This window comes from Psychromonas arctica (assembly GCF_038155225.1).
GTDB lineage: Bacteria > Pseudomonadota > Gammaproteobacteria > Enterobacterales > Psychromonadaceae > Psychromonas > Psychromonas arctica_B.
The window spans coordinates 1-22,834 of the sequence record NZ_JBAKBA010000010.1; the positions used below are offsets into that span (position 1 = coordinate 1).

20 protein-coding genes and 1 tRNA gene are annotated in these 22,834 nt (G+C 35.0%); 17 read left to right on the plus strand and 4 right to left on the minus strand.

Features of this window, described 5'->3' with window-relative positions; genetic code table 11:
* Window positions 1–1,435 precede the first annotated feature (1,435 nt).
* Together V6255_RS05855 and V6255_RS05860 are read right to left on the minus strand one after the other, a co-directional pair.
* Window positions 1,436–3,742, minus strand: coding sequence for a TonB-dependent siderophore receptor (locus V6255_RS05855; RefSeq protein WP_341627306.1), 2,307 nt, complete (start codon window positions 3,740–3,742; stop codon window positions 1,436–1,438).
* 140 nt (window positions 3,743–3,882) lie between these two features.
* Entirely contained in the window at window positions 3,883–3,972 is a 90-nt protein-coding gene (locus tag V6255_RS05860; RefSeq protein ID WP_341627390.1) for an MbtH family NRPS accessory protein, read from the minus strand.
* Between the two features lie 353 nt (window positions 3,973–4,325).
* Between V6255_RS05860 and V6255_RS05865 the strand changes: the two genes are divergently transcribed.
* From V6255_RS05865 to V6255_RS05940, 16 genes are all read left to right on the plus strand, one after another.
* Window positions 4,326–4,742 carry a hypothetical protein gene (locus tag V6255_RS05865; protein ID WP_341627307.1) on the plus strand — a complete coding sequence of 139 codons (417 nt, stop codon included), beginning with the start codon at window positions 4,326–4,328 and terminating at the stop codon, window positions 4,740–4,742.
* A gap of 628 nt (window positions 4,743–5,370) precedes the next feature.
* Window positions 5,371–5,455: transfer RNA gene (locus V6255_RS05870), tRNA-Leu, on the plus strand.
* Between the two features lie 275 nt (window positions 5,456–5,730).
* Window positions 5,731–6,000: a helix-turn-helix transcriptional regulator gene (locus V6255_RS05875; protein WP_341627308.1), complete on the plus strand. Its 270-nt coding sequence runs from the start codon at window positions 5,731–5,733 to the stop codon at window positions 5,998–6,000.
* The gene (locus V6255_RS05880; protein ID WP_341627309.1) at window positions 5,993–7,210 is read left to right on the plus strand and encodes a type II toxin-antitoxin system HipA family toxin; all 1,218 of its coding nucleotides are present in this window, start codon (window positions 5,993–5,995) and stop codon (window positions 7,208–7,210) included. The genes V6255_RS05875 and V6255_RS05880 overlap by 8 nt, the downstream gene beginning before the upstream one ends.
* A gap of 846 nt (window positions 7,211–8,056) precedes the next feature.
* Window positions 8,057–9,802: a class I SAM-dependent methyltransferase gene (locus V6255_RS05885; protein WP_341627310.1), complete on the plus strand. Its 1,746-nt coding sequence runs from the start codon at window positions 8,057–8,059 to the stop codon at window positions 9,800–9,802.
* Window positions 9,802–11,892: a TIR domain-containing protein gene (locus V6255_RS05890; RefSeq protein WP_341627311.1), complete on the plus strand. Its 2,091-nt coding sequence runs from the start codon at window positions 9,802–9,804 to the stop codon at window positions 11,890–11,892. Before V6255_RS05885 ends, V6255_RS05890 begins: the two co-directional genes overlap by 1 nt.
* On the plus strand, window positions 11,879–12,847 hold the full coding sequence (locus tag V6255_RS05895) for a nucleotide kinase domain-containing protein (protein ID WP_341627312.1): 969 nt from the start codon (window positions 11,879–11,881) through the stop codon (window positions 12,845–12,847). Before V6255_RS05890 ends, V6255_RS05895 begins: the two co-directional genes overlap by 14 nt.
* Window positions 12,848–12,851: 4 nt before the next feature.
* Window positions 12,852–13,748: a nucleoside triphosphate pyrophosphohydrolase family protein gene (locus tag V6255_RS05900; protein ID WP_341627313.1), complete on the plus strand. Its 897-nt coding sequence runs from the start codon at window positions 12,852–12,854 to the stop codon at window positions 13,746–13,748.
* A complete protein-coding gene (locus tag V6255_RS05905) occupies window positions 13,741–14,229 on the plus strand; it encodes a TIR domain-containing protein (RefSeq protein WP_341627314.1) in 489 nt (162 codons plus the stop codon). The genes V6255_RS05900 and V6255_RS05905 overlap by 8 nt, the downstream gene beginning before the upstream one ends.
* Window positions 14,223–14,891, plus strand: coding sequence for a hypothetical protein (locus V6255_RS05910; protein ID WP_341627315.1), 669 nt, complete (start codon window positions 14,223–14,225; stop codon window positions 14,889–14,891). Before V6255_RS05905 ends, V6255_RS05910 begins: the two co-directional genes overlap by 7 nt.
* A 191-nt stretch (window positions 14,892–15,082) precedes the next feature.
* On the plus strand, window positions 15,083–15,919 hold the full coding sequence (locus tag V6255_RS05915; RefSeq protein WP_341627316.1) for a hypothetical protein: 837 nt from the start codon (window positions 15,083–15,085) through the stop codon (window positions 15,917–15,919).
* A gap of 73 nt (window positions 15,920–15,992) precedes the next feature.
* Window positions 15,993–16,853 (plus strand): NERD domain-containing protein, encoded by an 861-nt coding sequence (locus V6255_RS05920; protein WP_341627317.1) that lies wholly within the window; start codon window positions 15,993–15,995, stop codon window positions 16,851–16,853.
* Window positions 16,850–17,140, plus strand: a complete 291-nt coding sequence (locus V6255_RS05925; RefSeq protein ID WP_341627318.1) for a hypothetical protein — start codon at window positions 16,850–16,852, stop codon at window positions 17,138–17,140. Before V6255_RS05920 ends, V6255_RS05925 begins: the two co-directional genes overlap by 4 nt.
* 235 nt (window positions 17,141–17,375) lie before the next feature.
* Window positions 17,376–17,786: a translesion error-prone DNA polymerase V autoproteolytic subunit gene (locus V6255_RS05930; protein WP_341627319.1), complete on the plus strand. Its 411-nt coding sequence runs from the start codon at window positions 17,376–17,378 to the stop codon at window positions 17,784–17,786.
* Window positions 17,786–19,042: a Y-family DNA polymerase gene (locus V6255_RS05935; RefSeq protein ID WP_341627320.1), complete on the plus strand. Its 1,257-nt coding sequence runs from the start codon at window positions 17,786–17,788 to the stop codon at window positions 19,040–19,042. Before V6255_RS05930 ends, V6255_RS05935 begins: the two co-directional genes overlap by 1 nt.
* Before the next feature lie 186 nt (window positions 19,043–19,228).
* Window positions 19,229–19,822 carry a PEP-CTERM sorting domain-containing protein gene (locus tag V6255_RS05940; protein ID WP_341627321.1) on the plus strand — a complete coding sequence of 198 codons (594 nt, stop codon included), beginning with the start codon at window positions 19,229–19,231 and terminating at the stop codon, window positions 19,820–19,822.
* Window positions 19,823–20,179: 357 nt separating this feature from the next.
* Here the strand turns inward: V6255_RS05940 and V6255_RS05945 are convergent, their stop codons facing one another.
* On the minus strand, window positions 20,180–20,620 hold the full coding sequence (locus V6255_RS05945; protein ID WP_341627322.1) for a PACE efflux transporter: 441 nt from the start codon (window positions 20,618–20,620) through the stop codon (window positions 20,180–20,182).
* A 137-nt stretch (window positions 20,621–20,757) separates the two neighbouring features.
* On the opposite strand from V6255_RS05945, the gene V6255_RS05950 reads away from it, so the two are divergent.
* The gene (locus tag V6255_RS05950; RefSeq protein WP_341627323.1) at window positions 20,758–21,666 is read left to right on the plus strand and encodes a LysR family transcriptional regulator; all 909 of its coding nucleotides are present in this window, start codon (window positions 20,758–20,760) and stop codon (window positions 21,664–21,666) included.
* A 153-nt stretch (window positions 21,667–21,819) separates the two neighbouring features.
* On the opposite strand, the gene V6255_RS05955 is transcribed toward V6255_RS05950, so the two are convergent.
* On the minus strand, window positions 21,820–22,755 hold the full coding sequence (locus V6255_RS05955) for a LysR family transcriptional regulator (RefSeq protein WP_341627324.1): 936 nt from the start codon (window positions 22,753–22,755) through the stop codon (window positions 21,820–21,822).
* Window positions 22,756–22,834 lie beyond the last annotated feature (79 nt).

Consider the following 22,834-nt stretch of genomic DNA (forward strand, 5'->3'; position numbering starts at 1 on the left):
TAATTAGTTAATAATTGAATATATTAGATCACATAATTAGGCGGAATGGTATTACTTTTGCTCACCGTTTGAAATGTTAAATGAAATTTATCCTGTGATTTTACCTATAGCATAGGATTTTTTCACCTCAAAAAATGTCAAGCCTTATGTCAAAAAGCCTATCTCATTTAATTTAAGCCATATTCATGGTGCTGTTGCGATAGTGGCATTAAAAAAGTCAAAGTAATGTGAATGTTGATATTGAGTGTTATCAAGAGATTAAAGATGTAGATACTTTATCTCGTTTAATCTGTCACCCCGAAGAATTAAACATCCTCAATAGGATAGCAGATAAAAAGAAAGGCTTTTATCTGCTATAGACAGCAAGAGAGGCATTATTTAAGGCGAATGGTTCAGGGGGAGTCAATAACTTAAGTGAGGCAATTGTGCACAATGTTTAAGTGGACATCGTTGTCTTGTTGTTTGGCAAAAAACAGGTTATTGAATTAATACTAAATACTTAGGATGGGGAGTATGTAGTGTCGCGTGGAACGAGTCTCTTCATATTTATTCGCTTTTATTCGTCAATAAGCTCAACACTGAATAAGCAGTCCGATTAAATTTAATAAAAACTTATTTGTTTCTTTATTAAAGTAAAAATAATGGCCTGACATTATTAATTTTTTAAATTTTCGATCAGTGAACTACTGCTATTTAAGCACGTTATCTCTTTCTACTACAGGATCTTGAAGACCATAAATAGTGGTAATAGGAATAGGAAGCGGGGATAAATCATCACACTGATAATACCAATGGAATTAAATAAGTGATCAGAGATTGTGCAGGAAAAATTAACACTAATAAGGCGTGAGTTGTAGGAGATAGTTGTTCTCACTTCAAAACTCACAACGCAGTTAGGGGTAATTTTAACCAGCAAGAATGATCACCTTATTAATTCTTTTGGTATAACGTTCATTGATACTAAGATCTGAGCGTATAATAGGTAACAATAACACCATCAATTCTGCATTTTCTAATACACTTTTAGGTAACCCTCCGATATTGAATAACGTTTATTTTAACTCATTGTCACTTCTTGTAGACGACAGTATAGAGGGGATTGACGTGATGAAATAATGAGATGAACAGGCAATGACAGAAAAAACAATTGGATGATGGCGGTGGGTTAAATGTGGTCTCATTTTTTAATAAATCTTGGCAAAGTGCGTTGATGGATGGTGCAAATAGTTCACTTAATCATGCTCCTCTACTAGGGTATTCTAGTGTGATAAGGTTAATATGATGTGGTTTAATTTTGTTTATCCTGGCGTAGCACATGCTTGCTGCACTGCCTGAAGAAGGTAAGTAAAATAAAGTAAGCATAGTTTTTCTAATCATAAAGAGTTTAATAATAAAAGGGGCTTAATAGCCCCTTTAGATTAGGATATTGATTACATCAAAACTGGTAAGTTGCCGATAGAGAAGCGGTAACGGGTGACCCAAGGTTGAGTGCATTTTGTGATGAGTCTGATGCAGAAGCAATATAGTCTTTATCGAATAAATTCTTGATATCGAGTTGTAAGCGTAAGTTTCTATCTGCAAACGCAGGTACATACCAAGCTGAAGCATTCACTAATGTATAAGCAGGTAAGTTGTAATCATAGTCTAGCCGACGATTACCAGCACGTGTTCCTACATAATTAACGCTGCCACTTACACCCCATGATGGCGATGCTTCATAAGCAAGAAAACCCGTTGCTGTATGTTTTGGTACATTTGCAACACGGCTAATATTATCTGGAGCATCAACAAATTCTACATCATTGTAACCATAAGCAAATAGTGCCGCTAGGTTTTTGCTGATAGCGTAATCACCATCGATTTCAAAGCCCCGATTACGTTGTTTATAAACATCAACACTACCATCTGTGTTAGCAAAGGCTACATTTTTAAGATCTATATGGTACACAGAGGTTGTTAAGTTTAAGCTATTATTAAATAAAGACACCTTTGCTCCGACTTCATACTGCGTGCCACGTTGTGCATCTTCAAACTCATTATTAGCTTCATCGAATACTTCATTAGGAAGGTAGGATTGCGCAATATTACCAAATAATGACACTTGAGTATTTAATTGGTATAAGGCAGCCACTTGTCCACTGAAATTTTGATCAGTAGGTGCTTCACTACTAGTATCTGAAACAGTCACACCTAATGCTGAAGCTCTAGCAACTAAAGTATCATCAAAAGTCGTATTGTTTTTAGCTTTATACCAATCGTAACGAGCACCCAATATAAAGTTCCAATCATTATATTCAATTAAATCTTGCGCAAATATACTGTATTCAGTTAACTCTGTTTTAACATTACTTATATCATACAAATCATCTGGAAAAGTCAGTGAAGAAGGATCGTCTATATAAAAATTATAAACACCACTGTTCGGATCGGTACCTATCGTTGCTGCCGATAAAGTGGTTAAGGCTGGATCGCTTAATGTTGCTGAGGTTGAACTTCTTACTCGTTCTTTAAATGTCGTATAATCTATACCTGTTACAATACGATGTGATGTATCTTTTATATCAAAGGTAATTTCATTTTCTACAGAAACAAGAATCGTATCACTCGATTGATCATTACCATTTATATAACGATTAATCGTACCATCAAATGCTACATCGGCGCCATCTTCACCATAATTTATAACAGAACTAGTAGCAGATAAAGGAATCGTTGTTTGTGAATCCGTAGAAGAAGCATAGAAGAATGTTTGAATAGCATCAATTTCACGTCTTATATAACGTGATTTTACACGAGTAGTCCAATTATCATTGATATCATGGGAGAAGTCGAAACCAACTTCGTGTGTTTCTCTGTTTTGTTCGGAAAAAGAAGAACCTAAACGACTTTCATCAATATCTAAGAACTCCCAGCCTGTATTATCAGAGTTACGTACTGCTAATGTACCGCGGTCAAAAGGAATCTCTTCTTTATTATATTTATATGAAAAAGTAATTGAGGTATCGTCTGTTGGTAACCATGTCACGCTTGGTGCCACAAATATTTGTTTACTGTCTGTATCGTCACGCCAGCCTTCAGAATCATCAAATACACCGATAAAACGATATAATACGCTGTCATTGTCATTTAAAGAACCTGTTGAATCTACACTTAGGCGCTTTTGACCGTACTGGTCAAGCGTGATACCGATGGTATTGTTGTTATCAGCCTCTGGCCGCTTTGTTATCAAGTTGATTAAACCACCGGGATTAGTGTTACCGTATAAAACAGACTCTGGGCCTTTTACTACTTCGATAAACTCGATGTCTTCAATGACGGCATTGTCTTGCGCTAAACCAAGTACACGTGTGCCATCTTTAAATACATTGGCATCAAAACCACGGATTTGAAATTGATCTCGTGTACCAGCAAAACTATTACCTTCAGATACATTACTAATATTAGTAAGTGCTTCACCTAAATTTTGTATATTTTGTTGCTCAATCACTTTGGTATTGATGACTTGAACAGAACGAGGGACGATTGATAAATCTGTTTCAGAACGAAGTGTTGATTGAGCAACGTTGGTACTAATAGTCTGTTTAGATCCTTTAACCACGACAGTATCAAATGTATATGACCCATCTTGTTCAGTTTCATCACTAGCTGCATAAGCAGGAGCAACAAAAACTGCCAACATTAAATAATAAGGTGTCACTTTCATCGTAGCGCGAATAGCGACAGCTAGTTTTGTTCTGAACATTTTAATTCCCTTTAGTGTTATGAATGGTTATTTTTTTGTCATTTCTATTTACAGTTTTGGGCTACTTTTAAAGATGTTGTATGCATATCAGTCCAATTTTCTTTAATAAAAACCAAGCAGTTATCTTTGTCTCTTTAAAATCACACTTCTTTCCAACCATTTGGTAATAATTTATAGCTAGACCAAATTGAATATTGTTCTTCTAAATTAATAACTACATTGAATACGATTTTTGCTTATTCCTTAATTAGGTTTTACCATTGTATATTTTTATTAAAGAAGGATGTCTTTAATGATAATGATAATGATAACACTTACCATTTGTGGGTCAATAATGATTTTTACTTAGTAACTATTAATGATTATTGTTTGATTTTCATGCTTTTAATAATGACTATCATTTGTGATGTATTCTTTTGTTTTATTTAACACTATTAAGGCCGTGGTCGTGAATCATTCATATTTATTAAATATCAAATCCCTTTTTTAAGAAAAATCGTCGGTTAAATTTGTCACTCCATCTCGTCAAAGCTCAATTTCACATTTTATTAAGGAAGTACATGAGGTAGTCGATAATCATTTATTGACTGATGGTGGTATTTTATTTCGGGGGGATGATATTCCTGGGGAAGCGTCTTTTCGAGAGTTTGCTCGTTCGTTTAATTTTCCATTATTAAATTATGAATTTGGCTCAACACCTAGAACAGAATTAAGCAATGGTGTATATACGACTACTGAATATCCTGCACATCAAATTATTCCTTTGAATAATAAACAAGCTTATACAACAAATTGGCCAATGAAAATTGGTTTCATTGTATTACTCCTTCAGAGACAGAGGGGAAACTCTGATCGTGAAGGTTCACTAACGTATTCTCAGTTAATTAAACGCACTACACATGTTGCGCAAAGTCTTGTTGGACAAGATGTTAGTTCAGACTCCGCTATTGCAGTATACCAACAAAGAACAGTTGACTTATTGGTGTTTCAGGATTGGTGATAGGGTATTTAGGGCAAGCTGATTTAACGGCCAATGCTTTTTTACCTGATCCCTTTAGTTTGACCTCAGGGTTGAGAATGTATAATACTGGTGATTTTGGGAATTTAAATTAAAAGTCAATATCCGAAATTTGGCATAGTGAAAAATATCAAAATGTATGTAAAAACTATATGAAAAATTCACTTTGTGAAAGTTGTAATATGCGTCGTCCTAAAATATCGGCTTAAATTGTTTGATGTGATATTTGTAAAATATCAATAACGACATGTATACATATCGTTATTGATATAACCGACTTTTAAAAGGGTACATAAAATCAAACTAAAGCGAGCACTAATCCTTATTCCTACTGCATAACTTTGTCCAATAATCTGAACATTCCGATATAGATTCTGCTCATGTAACCAATTGTATATTACATTTTAAACACTAATTGAAATGTTCAGATTGCATTAGTGTTAGGTTAATAGGGGATAAAAGTATGTCAAAATAAACATAAACGCTAACAGGCCACATTATTAAATAATTGCTAATAAATTTTTTGAATTAACAGTGGGTCATAAAACCAGTTATTCGCCCTTTTTTTTAAAGATGATTATAGTTAAAAAGAGTAAATTTTTAAGTAGTTGCGAAAGTGGCGAAATTGGTAGACACGCTAGATTTAGGTTCTAGTATCGTAAGATGTGAGAGTTCAAGTCTCTCTTTCCGCACCATTCCCTCTAAATGTATGACTATCTAATTAAACAGCTAAGAATTTATTGTCTACTTTTAGTCTCTAGTTACTTAAGCGGCTTCATAATTCTACTTTGTCAGTAGTACGACGATATCATGTTTGAATTCTTTGGAATAAGATCTTCATAGGGCTTGGATTCAAATAACAAGTATGAGTATTTTTAGTTTAACTCTTTTGCATATGTTGACTTATAACGATATAGTTGGGTGATTAAAGCCACCTTATTTTGTTGATATTAAGTTTTTGGTGATTATAGTGAACAATGTTGAGGTTTGTATGAAGTCTTTATCTAAAATTTCAGAAATTATTTTATCTGAAAGAAAGCAGCGAAAATGGAGCCAACAGTTATTAGCCGATTACGCGGGGCTTAATAGAACAACGATTGGCAAAATTGAACGTGGAGATTACGATGATGTTGGATTAAGAAAGATTGAGCGGATCCTTAACTTATTCAATAAATCGTTAATGGTTACAGATACAGGTTTACCGACTTTAGACCAATTAAAAGAGACTAATAATGGCTAATGTTGATGTTTACATCCATAAAAATAGAGTAGGGAGGCTACAGAAAGAAAATGTGGCCCACCATTATTCATATGATTTAAATGCAAAAACTGCATTATCACTTACTATGCCTATTCGATTAGAAACCTATACATACGAAGGATTACATCCATTTTTTCAAATGAATATGCCAGAAGGTGGGTTACGTTTAGCGATTGAGAAAGCAACCGCAAAACACTATGGCAGTAATGATTTAACGGTATTAGCATTATTAGGAAATAATCAAATTGGTTCTGTGCGATATGCATTGGAAGACCAACGACTAGTAGATGAAAGCGAATTTGATTTAAGCCTAGAGCATCTTATTAAAAGTGATGATGTTGATCTTTTTTCTGAACTGTTATCAAGGTTTGCTTTGCGTTCAGGTGTTGCAGGGGTACAACCAAAAGTATTGTTAGATCTTAAACAATCCAGTCATGAGAAAATAAGGTCTAAAACGACCTATCCAATCGATTCATATATAGTGAAAAGTTGGGGTGAAGAATACCCAGAATTAGCTTGTAATGAGTTTATCTGCTTAAACATGGCTAAAGCTGCAGGGTTAACTGTTTCGCCTTTTTATTTGAGTGATAATGGGCAGTTATTGATAACTAAACGCTTTGATATTAACGACGAAGATAAGCCAATAGGATTCGAAGACTTTTGTGTCTTACAGGGGCGATCGACTAAACAAAAATATGATGCAAGTTTAGAGTCTTGTGCGAATACTATCAGTCAGTTTGTTTCACCAGAATATCGTAAAACTGCTTTATATGATTTTTTTAAACTGACCATTTTGAATATTACTTTACGAAACGGTGATGCACATTTAAAAAATTATGGTGTTCTTTATGAAAATCTAGCTGCTTACAAATTAGGTGAACTACCAAAGACTTCTGTCTTATTCTCGCCTGTATTTGATATTGTAAGCACAACACCTTATATCGAAAATGATACGATGGCGCTAAGTTTAACGGGCTCTAAACGTTGGCCAAAATGGAAAGTGCTGGTTAAATTTGGTAAACAACATTGTTTATTATCAAATAAAGAAATGACTAAAATTGTTGATGAACTTGAACAAGCTAAATCTCAGGTTTTGCCAATGATTAAAGAGATTAGTTTAAAGCATCGGGGTTTTAGCGATATTGCCAAAAAGATGATTGAATTGCTTGAAGTCAATATAACTGAATAAGTAATATATCCGTTACCATCCAAGGTAAAAAATTCAGCAAGTTGTGAAGTGAGCAGATACTCGCAAAAAGAGGAATATATACGGGTTAAATCGACACTTTATAACAACGGAGATGTTTGCTTCACAGCTCACCCTCTGCGGCGTTGGCTTTAAACCAACTCAGAGCAACCTTTTATGGGAACCTTTTATAAGCAACCTTCGATATGGACTGCTATTGTCACCACATTACTACGCCTTGATTTGGAGTCTAAGTTAGCGTCTGAACGAAGCAACTTGAATGGTAACGGGGATATATACAGGTGATGGACAAAATATTATTCGCGGTTCAGATAAGATTTTCGTAAGAATTTTTAAAATTTAATAACTGTCAAAAAGCCATAGAGCCGCGGGCTGTTTTAAGGGCTGACAGTCTATCCTTGGAGAACCTTAAAACCGCTTTTACTGGAAACAGTTAAGCGTTTTTTTCGTTTTTAATTTTCTTCAAAATATCATGAGTAGTTAAAGATATGCTCAAGCACTAAGCTGTCGCTCGAGCAGTATTAAGGCGGCCACTTTGCCTAACAACCGTTAAATATTTCTCTTGTATTGTCGTATTGATAAAATTTAATTAATAAAAATCTTAAGATAGTTAACTTTATCCGTAAGTAATTAATAGTTAGATAAAAATATAACATCTAAAAAATGAGAATATAAACTCAAAAACATCAAGCCTATGCTTTTAATTAATAACTATTAAGTGTTAATATCTTAAATATTAGGTACTTATCATCTCCATTTAATACCTAAACACTTTCAAATTGACATATTTTCTTTCATCTATTTTTTATACCTTAAACAAGGATGGGTATGACGGCTAATTTTTATAATAAAAATGCCAGTAAACTAGCTGAAATGTATCTGTCAAAAACCTTTGAGCAAGTACACGAAAGCTGGCTTAGTTACTTAACGCCTATCTTGAATAAAAAAGAGGCTCGTATTTTAGATATAGGGGCTGGCGCAGGGCGCGATAGTCAATACTTTGCACAACAAGGTGCTGCGAATAACATTTCTGTTACCGCGATTGAACCCGCATTGATGTTAGCTGAGCTTGGTAAAAAGCATACTCAAGGTTTGAACATTAACTGGTTGCAGGATTCACTTCCCGACCTCACTGCCGTCACTCGTAAAGAAATCAGTTTCGACCTCATTCTATTAAGTGCTGTTTGGATGCATATTCCAGATGCGCAACGCGCTCGATCATTACGAAAGCTCGCTAACTTATTAAAGCCCGGTGGCCTATTAGTTATTTCATTACGCCATGGTGAAAGTGGCGATGAACGAAATATGTATGAGGTTTCTAGTGATGCTTTAGTGCAAATGTCTACAAAGCTCGGTCTATCTCTATTATTAGTCACAGATAAAAAGCCTGATGTGATCGGCAGAGAAGATGTCTCATGGCAAACGGTTGTACTAAAACTACCTGATGATGGTAGCGGAGCATTTCCATTTATTCGTCATGTCGCATTGAACGATGGTAAATCTGCAACACATAAACTCGCGTTAATGCGCGTGTTATTACGTATAGCTGACGGACAACCAGGTGCAGTCATTCGACGTGAAGATAATCGCGTCATATTACCTGTTGGCTTAGTTGCTCTTTATTGGGCACATCAATATAAAGACTTAATTGATAAACATCAGTTATATCAAACCCCTAATAAAAATAGCAACATGGGCTTCATGAAAGAAGATGGTTGGCATAAATTAACACATCTATCATCATCAGATTACCGTATTGGGAACTTGTTCCAAGGCGATCAAGCAATAGCAATGCATAAAATGCTATCTGCAAGTGTCGCTAACATCAAAAACATGCCTTGTAAGTTCATCACTTTTCCTAATAGTGCAGAAAGTGTATTCGAAGTGAGCAGTAAATCAGTACGCGCTAAAGACAGTTTATTTTTAGACTTAACCACCTTAAACCATTGGGGCGAATTTTCATTACCTGAACACCTATGGATTGCTTTTAGCCGTTATGCCTGTTGGATTGAACCTGTGTTAGTTTCCGAATGGACTAAAACCATGGCGGGTTATCAAGGCAATCGACAATATCAAGCACCAGAGCAACAACATAAATTAGTGAACGCATTAAATTGGTTAGAAGCAAAACGCAGTACTAGCGAAGTCCGAAACCGTTTTGAAACGCTTAAAAAACAGAACAATAGCCAACATAACTGTGTTTGGACAAACAAAACTTTAAATAAACAATACGCAATTGATCATTGCATGCCATTTGCACGTTGGCCTAATAACGACCTATGGAATTTATTGCCTAGTGATGTCACTGCGAATGGTCAAAAGAGCGATCGTTTACCCACAGAGCAGAAAATGAGAAATGCAAAACAGCGCATTACAAACTGGTGGCAAGATGCTTGGTTAGCAGATAACTCAATTGATATTAGTAGCCAGTTGAATCAAAAACGATTTTTCGCTGAAGCTAACATCGCTCTACCAGATTTGGAATCAAGTAATGATTCAGTCGATGATCTTTTTGAAGCTTTATTGCTACAAAGAGAACGCTTGAAAGAAATGCAACAATTGAGAGAGTGGTGATGTTTAACGTTTTTAAAAAATACATTATTAAAAGTTTTAATATTAAGGGGCAACTAAAAAATATGAATTATATCCCTCCTCTCGCAGTATCATTTGTGTGGAATGGTACTGATGACAAGTCAGCAAATATTATTTTAGATGTAATAAGTAATCAGTTATCACGCTCGGTGGATAACCCTTTTTCTAGAGGTTTAGATGTTCCTATATTTTGTTATAGATCTGAAGGTGAAGATACAGCTCCATTATCCACACCTACTAATAAAGCAGAAAAAAATTTAATAATCGCTTTCACAAGCATTAATACAGCTTCAAGTTTAGATTGGAAAGAGTACCTTAAAAACATACAAAACCAATCAGATTTTAAATTAATAGGTATATCCTTAGATACTGAAGGATTAAACCATGCTTCAGATCTTAATGGTTATAATTTTATTAGAGCATTTGAGTGGTCTGACGAAAATAAATCACTTCACGTCGCATTAAGTGTTTTACACGAAATTTATCGTTTTGGTTATTCTTTACCAGATAATGAAGCTCTAGGGCAAGACTCATCCATTAAAATATTTTTAAGTCACGCAAAGGTAGGTAAAACAGGTATACAACATGCTGAAGCAATTAAACGCTATATAGATAAAACTAACCTTACTAATTTTTTTGATGCTTCCACAATATCTCCCGGTTTTGATTTTGGAAAAGAAATTGAAGGCCATATAGCAAATTCAACTTTATTAGCAATTTTAACAGATACATACACTTCAAGATTTTGGTGCCAAAAAGAAATAATTCATGCAAAATCATTAGATCGGCCTATTGTTATACTTAATTCTTTAGAACTATATGAAGATAGAAGTTTTCCCGAATTGACAAATGCTCCTGTTGTTCATGTGCACTCAACTCCCCTTACAGATGGAAGCATATTAATAACTTTAATTGCTTGCTTGGTTGAAACAATCAGACAGAATTATGTAATTAACAATTTGTCGTGTTACCAAAGAGGCGGATTGATTGATAAAAATGCTCAAATTCTTTCCAGGCCTTTGGAGTATAGGAAAGCAATACTAAACATAGATAAAGGGATAACTAAATATTGTTATCCTGAACCACCAGTTTATAGGGATGAGTCATCATGGCATAAGATACTTGGGGTTTCAGCTTCAACACCACTTTGGCAGGAAGACCAGCTAAAAACATTATTATCTATGAAAATCGGAATTTCAATCTCTGAATTTTCTACGTTGGATAATATTGATTATGAGCAAAATTTACCCTCTAATACTTTAACTAAATTATCACAAGAACTCGCACGTCACCTCTTTTCTAGAAGCTCTACACTAATCTATGGCGGTGATTTAAGACCTGATGGTTTTACCGAATTTATTTTAAATGAAGCTGCTGCTTTAAAATTTCAAAATCAAGAACTAAGTGCAGTAGTTGAAAATCATTTAGCTTGGCCTTTGCACCTTTTAGATAAAGATAGAATCAAGGAATGGAGGTCCAATAATTTTGAGATAATTCAAACCGTGAAACATCAACCACCAGAAGATATTGAGATCACATTCCCTCGTGATAAACCTTTACAGCCATCTACACCTGAAAATAACTATATCTGGTCGCGTTGTTTAACTGAAATGAGAAATATTAGTATTGATTCATCTCACGTTAGAATATGTGCGGGAGGTAAAAGAAGTAAATATAAAGGTGCAATGCCCGGAGTACTCGAAGAGATAATTCTAAGCTTATCGAAAAATAAACCCATATTTTTAATTGGTGGTTTTGGGGGAATTGTTCATGATGTTTGTAAACTTTTATTAGAGGCTTCTATAGAGGAGCCTTTAACAGAAAAGTGGCAGTTGGAAAAAAATGAAAATTATGGTGAATTACAAGAATATGCAAATAAGTTCGATAAACGGGTAATGTATGATGAGTTAGTAAATACCATATCGGCTACATCGGTCAATAAATTAGCTGTTGCTTCAGGACTTCGTGTAGAAGAATATAAGCAGCTAATGACTACACAGTTTATAGATGAAGCCATCTACCTCTGTTTAAAGGGTTTAAAACAAATAAAGAATAAATATGATCACAATTAATAATCAACAATCAATAAAAACTAGCTGTGGTTACGACACCTTTTGGAAGTTTGCTTACGAACGACAAAACATTTTTATGAAAAGGATACAGGGAGAGCGATCGAACTTAACTAAGGATGATGTTTTACAGAGCTTTAAGTTTACAAATACCTATAGGGCTTCAGATAGAGTTAGTCAGTATTTAATTAAAAATATAATTTATACTAAAAAATTTAGTGTTATTGACACTGTATTCAGAATTTTATTATTTAAATTATTCAATAAAATAGAGACTTGGGAGTTATTAGAAAAAACGTTTGGTGAAATTACTACTGAGACGTATTCATCCTTAAGATATATTCAAGCTTTAGATAAAGCCATGGATTCTGGCATCAGAATCTACTCTAACGCCTATATGATGGCTTCAGGATCAAAAGCATTTCCTGTTAAAAGAAAGCATCATGCTCACTTTTTGCTTTTGGATAGGATGCTTAAGGATGAGCTTCCTCAGCAATTAGAAAGCTGTCACACCATGGAAGCTGCATACAATCTAATTCTCTCATACCCTATGATAGGTAATTTTCTAGCATACCAATATGTTACTGATGTTAATTATAGCGAAGTCACTTCATTTTCCGAATGTGAATTTACAGTTCCAGGCCCAGGTTCTAAAGATGGGATCAGAAAATGTTTTGAAGATAAGGCTGGCTATTCTGATACCGACATAATTAAAATAATGACAGAAAGGCAAGAATATGAGTTTGAAAGGCTAGGATTAGACTTTAAATATTTGGGTAATAGGTCTCTACAATATATAGATATTCAAAATATTTTTTGTGAAACCGATAAATATTGTAGGGTCGTCCATCCTGAGCTTGAAGGTTATTCTGGCCGTACAAGAATCAAGCAGAAATTTAAAATAAATAATAAGCCTATCGACTTATTTTATCCACCCAAGTGGAATATAAGGATGTAATCATATGGAATTAGATGAATACCAACAGCGTGCTGTCGATACAACTCACTTCAAGTTAAAAGAAGATAATGGAAAATTTATAACTTTAATGGGTCTTGCTGGAGAAGTCGGTGAGTTGGCAACCGAGTATAAGAAACAACTTAGAGACGGTGAAGGATATACTGTTTTTAAAGATAAATTAACTGAAGAGCTCGGAGACATATTGTGGTATTTGTCTGCAATTGCGGAACATGAGGACTTGAAGTTAAATGATATTGCCGAATCCAATCTTCACAAAACTGAAGATAGATGGAAAGATAATGCAATATTGTCGTCTTCGGATTTATTAGATAAAGATTACCCTTTAAATGAACAAATTCCACGAACTTTTTCTGTCACATTCGAAGAAGTTATACACGAAGACCAACAAAAATATATAAGTGTTACCTGGGATGAAGGGGCTTTTGGCGATCATTTAAGAGACAACTCCTATGATACCGATTTTTATCGCTTTCACGATGTGTTTCATCTTTCATATGCCGTTATCTTAGGCTGGTCACCTGTAGTGAGAGGACTTATGAAAAAAAAGAGAAAGTCTATTTCTAAAATCGATGAAGTTGAGGATGGAGGTAGGGCTGTTGTCATTGACGAGGCTATTTCATCATTAGTTTTTGAAAATGCTAAAAAGCATAGTTACTTTATAAATCAGCAAGTAGTCGATTACTCATTACTCCGTACAATTAAAGAATTAACTAAACATTTAGAAGTTAGCATCAAAACAGGAAAAGACTGGGAGATGGCAATTTTACTTGGCTTTTCACTCTGGAATAAATTAAAAGTTCATAATGGTGGTGTAATGCACTGCGATTTGATTAATAGAACCATGACGTTTGAGGAAAAAATAGGGACAACGTATGAGTAAAACTATTAAAAATGTATTTGTTAGCCATCACCATAAAGATGATGCAAGTGTTGACGGTTTAACTCGGTTAGCCGCAGGTAAAGGTTTTAATCTAAGAAATAGTTCTATAAGAGCAAAGCCTGAAAACCAAAAAAGAATTGATGCTAAGAAAATCCCAGAACAAACTATAAAACGTCTTTTACGAATGAAAATGAGATGGGCGAGCCAATTGATAGTAGTTATTGGTAAAGAAACCCACTCTAGAGATTGGGTTAATTGGGAAATTGAACAAGCACATAAAATGGGAATGCCCATAATAGGCGTATATGAAAATGGCTTAACTGGAAACGTTGAAATTCCTGAGAAGCTCTTAGATTATGGAACTGCGAGAGTTTCTTGGCGAAGTGACTCTATAATTGACGCACTTAAAGGTGCTAGCAACTTTCAAAATCCTGATGGTACACCATCAGATAAAATGCAGTCAGGGAATGTTGTATGTTAATAGGTCAAAATAAATCACTTTTTATATACAGCGTGACAAGAGATTTAGGATTTGCTCCAAACCCTTTTCATGGTTTTTGTACTTTAGCAACATGTAAACCAGATGTTAGAAAAAAAGCGATGGTAGGTGATTGGGTTATGGGAATAGGAGGTTCTACAATGAAACATCAAAAACGTAAATGTATATTTTTAATGGAAGTATCAAATAAAATGACATTTGATGAGTACTGGAATAACCCGGAATACCAGTTAAAAAAAGCCGTTCGTAATGGAAGTAAAGTTCAAGTGCTTGGTGATAATATTTATCATACATCTGAAAACGGAGAGTGGCATCAAGAGGATTCTCATCATAGTAACGCTGATGGAACAATTAATAAAGCCAATCTAAATAGAGACACAGGAAAAACAAATAGCGTATTAATATCAGATAATTTTTTTTATTTCGGTTTGAATGCTGCAGCCATTGATCTAGATGTTATTGGACACGGGCGGAATGTTAGAAATTATCAAGGATACTCTCTAAGTAACACTAAACCAGTGTTTAAAGAAATATCAGAATTCATTAAAAAACATGCTAATGATAAAAATATTCTACAAGGTGACCCTGTAGATTTTCATTTGTTTGATAAAAGAGTTGATCAAGTTACGAGACAATATTCTTAACAAAAATTAATATGACCTTTAACCAACCGCCAACTTAGAGGTCTCATGCCATAAATATGCTGGCATGGGATGTTTTAACTTCCACGTAATATTCATTGATTAACTCCCTATATATTTTATAAAATAGCTAAAAATAGGTGAAATTCTCCTGTAGTTAATGGAATGATTAAGGTAGTGAATAAAGGACTTATATGACTGAAACTAATAATAACAAGTCACAAACTAGTATTAATGAAGTACAAAAAAATAATATTGAACAGTCACCCTATAAAAAACTCATTACTATTTCTGCGTTCATTTTAGCTGCTTGGGGAGGTATTTCTACTGCAGGCCATTTTATTGGTTATAGTTTTTTACAAGGCAAGATAGCTGGTCATGGTTTGGGTGAGCATGAGCTTACTTTGAGCAGTTTTGAAAGTATCATGCAAGCAGGTTATGCAACCAAAGCAATGTTTAATGAATTTTATAAAGATGTAACAAGCTTTTTGGGGCTGGATATCTGGGTTCTTTTTTTTGTTGCAATATTTTTAGGTTGTATACTTAAAGCATTCTTATGGGAATCTAAAAAATCTACCGAAAAAGGAAATACATTCAATTATTTTTCTAAAAAGTTTACTTCTTTACCCAGATGGCTAAAAGGTATGATTATTTATCCAACAGTTTCATCATTAGGTTTTATGTATTTATTATTTTTAATCCTACTCATCTTTTATACTTCGTGGGTAAGTCTTACCATTGCACATGCAGTAGGATATAGAGCAGGTCAACAAGATATTGCTGTTAAGCATTGTGTCGGGGTTGATTCATTGGATAAAAAATCCGGTTATGTTATTAGCTGCACTATGTTTTACGATGCCAAGAATAAAATCTATATTGGTAAAATTATTCATAGCAATAAACATATGACATTATTACAAACCAATACCGAAAGTATTTTATTCGATAAAGATAGAAAGATCATAACTTGCTCTCCAATTTTAGACCTTTCGTTAGAAGAACAACTTAAAAACAATTGTACTAAGAGATAAATTAAAGGATATGTGTGGTTCCTATTTAAGTTTACTTCTGAGACACACTTACTTAGACACCATAAGGTTTTAAATGGATTTAACTGCGCCAATTCTTAACGCATTATCTCTGTACTGGTTTATTCTGCCACTTTTTATTTTACCTGTGGTATTAAAGTCGGCTTGGTTTAAAGGCATATTAGGTGAATTTTTGGTTAACTTCTTACTCACCAAGTTCTTGCCAAAGAAACAATATACTTTAATCAAAAATATTACTTTGCCGACTGATGATGGCACAACACAAATTGATCATATTGTGGTGTCTGAGTATGGCTTGTTTGTGATTGAAACTAAAAATATGAAAGGCTGGATTTTTGGCAGTGCCAATCAAAAGCAATGGACGCAAAAGATTTTCAAATACACGGGTAAATTTCAAAACCCACTGCATCAGAATTATAAACACACACAAACGTTAGCAAGTTGTTTAACTATTCCTAATGAATTCATTTATTCAGTGGTGGTTTTTATTGGTGATAGTACTTTTAAAACTAAAATGCCAGAGAATGTTACCTATGCAAGAGGATGTGTGGAGTACATTAAGACTAAACAAGCCGTACATTTTTCGAAAGAACAAGTTAGTCACCTTATCTCTAAGATTGAAGCGGGACGTTTGACACCTAGTTTGAAAACAAACTCAGCGCATAATAAACATGTGAAAACTATTGTTGAAAGCAAAGCGGAGCCTAGAGAAATAACCAAGCAAGTATATGAAAGTAAAGTAGAGCCTAAAGAAATGCCTAATCAGGGGCTTGAAATACAAGAAGGCGTAGTCAAATCCTGTCCCAAGTGCGGATCTGAAATGGCATTAAGACAAGCCCAAAAAGGTAAGTATGTTGGCAATCAATTTTGGGGATGTACTAACTTTCCAAAATGTAGAAAAGTAATCAATCTATGATTAAAAATGCATTCACTGATTATATTAAAGCAACTAATCTCAATGGTAGCCAAAAAGCAAATTCGTATATTAAAGCGTTAGATATTTTAAGTTCACTTATCAAACACGAGCCGTATGGTTTTAATGATTGTAAAGATATTTGGAAGGTCGAATCTGTTGAACGCCTGTATCAGCTTTATGTTTTCGTTTTGCAGCAGAGTAAAAAGAAAGATAATAATTTATGGGAGATTGAGGGTATTGCTAAAAGTTATTTAGCCAATAGGCCTACCCACAAATTTAAAGTATGACTTAATCTAAGTCGATCAAATACTTTAGAAAATAGTAAAGTAAGGTTAATTAATCATATCTTTTTGGTCTAAGTTTAGTCTACTGTTTTGAAGGGTAATAATTGTTTAAAACTTTGTTGATACGTCAACAGTTAGCTTTACTCTCGTTGGCTTTTTCCATCCTTCAATCATTGATCTTGTGATTAATGAAATCTAACTTATAATGATAACTGTGTTTTTATACAGCGTTATTGTTATGAAATTTATTCCTATTACAGCAAGTGCTGGTATTACTGGCTTTGAAAGTCCTGCTAGTGATTATTTACAACTCCCTTTAAGTTTAGATGAGCTATTAGTAGAGCATCCAAGTGCGACTTTTATTGGTAAGGCAGATGGCCACTCTATGGAAGGTGTTGGCATTTTTAATGGTGACATTTTAATTGTTGATCGGCATGTTACGGTGAAAGATGCTGATGTGATTGTGGCTAATTTTAACGGTGAGTTTATTTGTAAAATATTGAATATTAGTGAACGCCTGTTGGTGTCAGCTAATGCTCAATATGAGTCGATTGTGATTAATGAAGATGATCACTTTACCATCGAAGGGGTTGTGATCCGGTCGATCCGTTGTCATCGCGTTAGTCATCTACTGGAGTCGAATATTTAATGTTTGCTTTAGTGGATGCTAATTCGTTCTATTGCAGTGCTGAGCAAGTATTTAGGCCGCAGTGGCGAGGTAAACCTATTATTGTGTTATCGAATAATGATGGGTGTATTGTTGCGGCCAACAAACAAGCCATCGCATTAGGCATTCAAAAGTTTCAACCTTACTTTAAAGTGAAGTCGTTATGTGAACGAGCTGGGATTATTGTTTGTTCTTCAAATTATGAATTGTATGCAGATTTGTCACATAAAATGATGCAAGTAATAGGGCGTTTTGCTCCTTCTCAGTATATCTATTCTATTGATGAATCTTTCTTAAGTTTTAAAGATTGTCAGCAAGCAATACCTGATTTATTACTTCAAGCGCAACAAATACGTAAAGCGGTTTGGAAAGAAACCCGTTTACCGGTTTGTGTTGGTATTGGTAAAACAATGACGTTAGCTAAAGTTGCTAATCATGTTGCTAAAAAATGGCCTGGTTTTAATGGTGCCTGTGTGTTGGATGATGAAAGCGTTAAGCAACAAGTGTTTCATCAATTAACACCTGTTGATGTGTGGGGGATTGGTAGAAAAACCAATGAAAAGTTGAAGCAGCATGGTGTGCTAACCGCTTTGCAGTTAAGCCAAGTGAATACACAATATTTACCAGTGGGGTTTAGTGTTGAATTAGAACGAACCATTAAAGAGTTAAATGGTGTTGAATGTAAAACGTGGGATGGCGTAAGAGCAGATAAGCTACAGATTTTCTCTACACGAAGTGTAGGCAAACGGATAACGCAAATTGAACAGTTAAACCAAGCATTGGCTAAACATGCAGGTATTGCAGCTGTGAAAGCGAGGCAACAAAAGTCGTTATGCGGGACATTACTGGCATTTGCAGCCAATAGTCCATTCGATGATTCACCATGCAGTTATAAAGTACTCGTGCATTTTTGTCCGCCAACCAATGATACGACCCAAATTCTTAAGGCCATTAGTGACAATATTCATCTGCTATTTAAGCCGGGTGTGGCGTATTACAAGATAGGCATTGGGCTGTTAAATTTAACAAGTGAAGTGCATCAACAAGGAGATTTATTTTCACCGCCAAAGGATAACATTCCGTTGATGAAGGTACTGGATAACATCAATGCTCGGTATGGTGGTAATAGTGCTTTTTTTGTTGCGCAGGGTGTTGATGAGAAGTGGTCAATGCGTAGAGAGTTACTTTCGCCGCAATACACCACTAATTGGAAGCATGTGCCGAAAATTAGTTGTTGAATCTCTTATTTTTTCTGTAAAAAATGCAAGTATAAAAGTGTCGATTTTTTTTTCACATAATAAAAGTCTTACTTACGAGGTAATCATAAAGTGTTATAAAGCAATGGATTGGCATTATGGCTCAATACTTGCTTTTGCTAAGTGTAACTTGAAAAAATGGAATAACTAAATAACAAAGGATGTGTTATGAAAATACAAAACTTAAGTGCTGTTTTAGGGGCGACTCTTCTATTAACTCATAATGTTAGTAATGCGAGTCTAATTGAATTTACTTGGACTGATACACTTAGCGGAGCGAATTCTGTTGTTGGAGCGACTGTTGGTGAAGTTGTAACTACGACTATCTCTGTTGATAACGGAAATTCTGGGACTGAATCTCAAGTATGGAACTTTGATGACTTCGTAAGCTATAAGTTAGTTGGCGAGAGTGGCTGGTGGTTAGAGTCTACAGGAGCAGTTGGATACGGTGGTGGCTTAGGTGGCAATACTTATTGGGCTACGGATATTGCAGGCGATGTAATATCTGCTGCTAACTGGTCAAGTGTTAGTGCTGATATGACGTCATCATGGGGTACATCGACTTCAGACACTTGGTGGAATAATGGTTGGAATTACGTTGAATCATTTGGGGGTGTTTATCTGGATAATGTTAGTGAGAATGTAGAAGCTTCATCATGGGTTATTACAAATCAAGTTGACGTTCCTGAACCAACAAGTATTGCTTTGTTAGGGCTTGGTTTAGCACTTCTAGGCTTTTCAAGAAAAAAGAAAACAGTATAGCTTTTTAAGTTAATGTTTATATAAAGCCTTTGTCTATAGTAACGTGGTTCGGTATTCCAAAGCCTACCAAACTTTAATTAATCCTGTGACATTGTTAATTTGTAGGCGCTTTGATGATGTTATGGTTGGTTTAGGTTAGAAGTTATCAGCAGGTATTTCAGATTAAATGTAATTTAGTTAAATAACGTTGAAGGTGTGTAAGAGTCTTGTTTGTGGGGAGTTTCTAACTCGGTGATAGAGATACACCGAGTTAGATAGTAAGATTATGATTAAGAACGTTAAATTTAGAGAACTGACGTTGCAAAGCAATGTATTATCGTCAATAAACTAAATGAGCCAAATACTTTATTGGATGTTTCAGGAATGCGCTATTTGGTTTTTATGGATACGCTTTTTTACTATGAATGCGCGTAAATGGTCGTAACTCAAGTTAAACACGAAAGCATAAATAGTAATGAAAATAGTCACGCCTAAATCCATTACAAAAGCATCCCATAAACTTAAATCTAGAATAAAAGCCATCACTGGAATAGTGAAAAATAATAACCCAGCCTCAAATAAAAGCACATGAATGATGCGCAGCGATAACGAACGCTGAGTTTTTTCGCCTTTTACGTAGTGGTCAAAAGTAGCATTAAAACTATAATTCCAAATCATTGCCATACTTGCGACAACTATCATTGTTCCTGATAGTGTACTCATGTCGTGTTGTGTAAATATTACCAAGCCTGTAATTGACATGACAAGTGCTAACACTTCAAAGATTACTGAGTGAAACACTCTTTCTATTTTTCCCATTTGAATCACCTAAAATATAACTAACGGACTGTTAAGGTGGCTATTATGTCAGGAAATATAGAGATAAAAAGTTAACAACTATCACTAATAGTGATAGTTTAAAAGCCTATGCTACAAATTGCCATGAGAGTTTATTAATGTACAGTTTTGAACAATTAAAAGTATTTATTACCGTATGCGAGACGGGATCTTTTTCAGCCACGGCTCGTAAATTAAAACGTGCTCAATCAGGTGTCAGTCAAGCGATAGCAAACCTTGAAATTTCGATTAACCAGACATTATTTAACCGAGAAAAGAATACGCCAGTGCTAACGGAAAATGGTAAAGCGCTGTTGCCAATTGCTAAATCAATTTTGCATCAACAAATCTACTTTGAACAAAAGTTAGCATCTTTAACTAATGAGTATGAAAACGAACTGGTGATAGCCATTGATGAAAGCTTAGTGAGTACAGATTTATTAACTATTTTTGCTCCTCTTTCAGACAAGTTCCCGATCACCCATATTGAGATTATTAGCACTTCAACTTTTGAAGTAGAGGAGTTAGTACGAACAGGTAAAGTGCAAGCAGGTTTGATATATGCAGATGGAGAACTAAAAGTAGATATGGATTTCTTTTTGTTGGGACAAGCGCGCTTTTTAACTATCTGTTCCCCAAATCATCCGTTAGCTGCGTTTGATAAGGTACATGATTCTGATTTGAAAACGTACCTTCAATGTGTGCATCGTAGTCTTAAACAAAAAGAACTGTGGTTTAGTTATGCTATAAGCACCAAGGTTTGGTATGCGAATACTCACCAAACTTTAATCGATTTAGTTAGCCAAGGAATGGGGTGGGCTAGCGTACCTGAACAGTTAATAAAAAAGCACCTTGAGCAAAATAGCCTTATCACTTTACCTGTTACCTACGAGCGTAGCGGTTGGGTGACACCGGTAGGGTGCTTAATTTCAAGGAGTCATCCCACAGGACCTGTATTGACTAGCCTGATAGATAGTTTACAGCAGCATTATTTTAATAATGATCATTGGGAAATGAGGGACCAGTAATAGCCTCTTTAAAGTCTCTTACTTAACACCAAAAATCTAAAAAATAACAATGTCACAATGTAACAATAAGAGTCTAAGATGGCTTAATAATCGATTTGAATCAGAAAGTGTCTCTTTGATTAACCCTTAAAAGACTGAAACAATAAACAATAGCTAATTAAGAATACTTTTATTTACGATCCCTTTTTCAACCAGTTGCTTCAAAATATGTGTGCTCTTTTCTTTTAACATATCTCGAAGTAATCGGGCGGCGGGGGTTATTGACTGTCTGTTCGGAAAGATAAGCCATAATTCAGTTGCTGTTGGGGTAAAATCAGGCAATAGATTGACCACCTTTCCTGATAAGAGATCATTAGACATATCAAGAGCAGACTTCACTGCTAATCCTTTACCGGCAACACACCAACGTCGTACTAAATCGCCATCATTGGAAACTCGGTTGCCTCTCATCTTAATTTTAAAAGTGGCTTTCTGTTGTGAGAAATCCCAAACATCGTGTGTGATGTCTTGTAGTTGGTAAAAAAGCCCGTTGTGTGATGCTAAATCTTGCGGATGTTGTGGTGTGCCGTTTTTATCAAGGTAATCTTGTGTTGCACAAAGTAAGCGAGGCACGTTACAGATTTTGAATCCGTAAATATTGGCACTATTAGGTGAACCATAACGCAGCGCAAGGTCTACAGAGTCTCGATAAAAATCTATATTATGATCGCTTATGTTAGCCCGTAAACTAATTGCTGGATAAGTGTCCATAAATTCGTCAAGCCAAGAGGCAACCATATTTCGGCCTAAGTCAGATGACAGGGCGATACGCATATCCCCATCAATAATATCTAGTTCGCCTTTCATATTTTGCTTCGCTTGATCCAGCATCTGTAAAGCTTGTTCACATAAGGGAATATACTTTTCGCCAGCGCTAGAAAGTCTTAGGTGTCTGGTTGTTCGAACAAATAAATCCATTCCCAAGCTTTTTTCTGCCCGCTTAAGTGCCGCGCTCGCAGTGGCGGTGCGCATATCTAAACTGGCGGCTGCAGCGGTAATACTACGAAATTCAGCGACCTTAAGAATAACTTGTAAGTCTTCTAATAACATATTTTCTAATTTTTTTTGATAATGTTTCAGTCATTATGCTGTTTAATGGAGATAAAACAAGGGCTATTATCCTTCCCAT

Coding starts and splice junctions, on each gene's coding strand:
- V6255_RS05855 (WP_341627306.1), bottom strand. CDS start 3,742: ATGTTCAGAACAAAACTAGCTGTCGCTATTCGCGCTACGATGAAAGTG.
- V6255_RS05880 (WP_341627309.1), top strand. CDS start 5,993: ATGGCTAATGTTGATGTTTACATCCATAAAAATAGAGTAGGGAGGCTA.
- V6255_RS05885 (WP_341627310.1), top strand. CDS start 8,057: ATGACGGCTAATTTTTATAATAAAAATGCCAGTAAACTAGCTGAAATG.
- V6255_RS05890 (WP_341627311.1), top strand. CDS start 9,802: ATGTTTAACGTTTTTAAAAAATACATTATTAAAAGTTTTAATATTAAG.
- V6255_RS05895 (WP_341627312.1), top strand. CDS start 11,879: ATGATCACAATTAATAATCAACAATCAATAAAAACTAGCTGTGGTTAC.
- V6255_RS05900 (WP_341627313.1), top strand. CDS start 12,852: ATGGAATTAGATGAATACCAACAGCGTGCTGTCGATACAACTCACTTC.
- V6255_RS05905 (WP_341627314.1), top strand. CDS start 13,741: ATGAGTAAAACTATTAAAAATGTATTTGTTAGCCATCACCATAAAGAT.
- V6255_RS05910 (WP_341627315.1), top strand. CDS start 14,223: ATGTTAATAGGTCAAAATAAATCACTTTTTATATACAGCGTGACAAGA.
- V6255_RS05915 (WP_341627316.1), top strand. CDS start 15,083: ATGACTGAAACTAATAATAACAAGTCACAAACTAGTATTAATGAAGTA.
- V6255_RS05920 (WP_341627317.1), top strand. CDS start 15,993: ATGGATTTAACTGCGCCAATTCTTAACGCATTATCTCTGTACTGGTTT.
- V6255_RS05925 (WP_341627318.1), top strand. CDS start 16,850: ATGATTAAAAATGCATTCACTGATTATATTAAAGCAACTAATCTCAAT.
- V6255_RS05930 (WP_341627319.1), top strand. CDS start 17,376: ATGAAATTTATTCCTATTACAGCAAGTGCTGGTATTACTGGCTTTGAA.
- V6255_RS05935 (WP_341627320.1), top strand. CDS start 17,786: ATGTTTGCTTTAGTGGATGCTAATTCGTTCTATTGCAGTGCTGAGCAA.
- V6255_RS05940 (WP_341627321.1), top strand. CDS start 19,229: ATGAAAATACAAAACTTAAGTGCTGTTTTAGGGGCGACTCTTCTATTA.
- V6255_RS05945 (WP_341627322.1), bottom strand. CDS start 20,620: ATGGGAAAAATAGAAAGAGTGTTTCACTCAGTAATCTTTGAAGTGTTA.
- V6255_RS05950 (WP_341627323.1), top strand. CDS start 20,758: ATGTACAGTTTTGAACAATTAAAAGTATTTATTACCGTATGCGAGACG.
- V6255_RS05955 (WP_341627324.1), bottom strand. CDS start 22,755: ATGTTATTAGAAGACTTACAAGTTATTCTTAAGGTCGCTGAATTTCGT.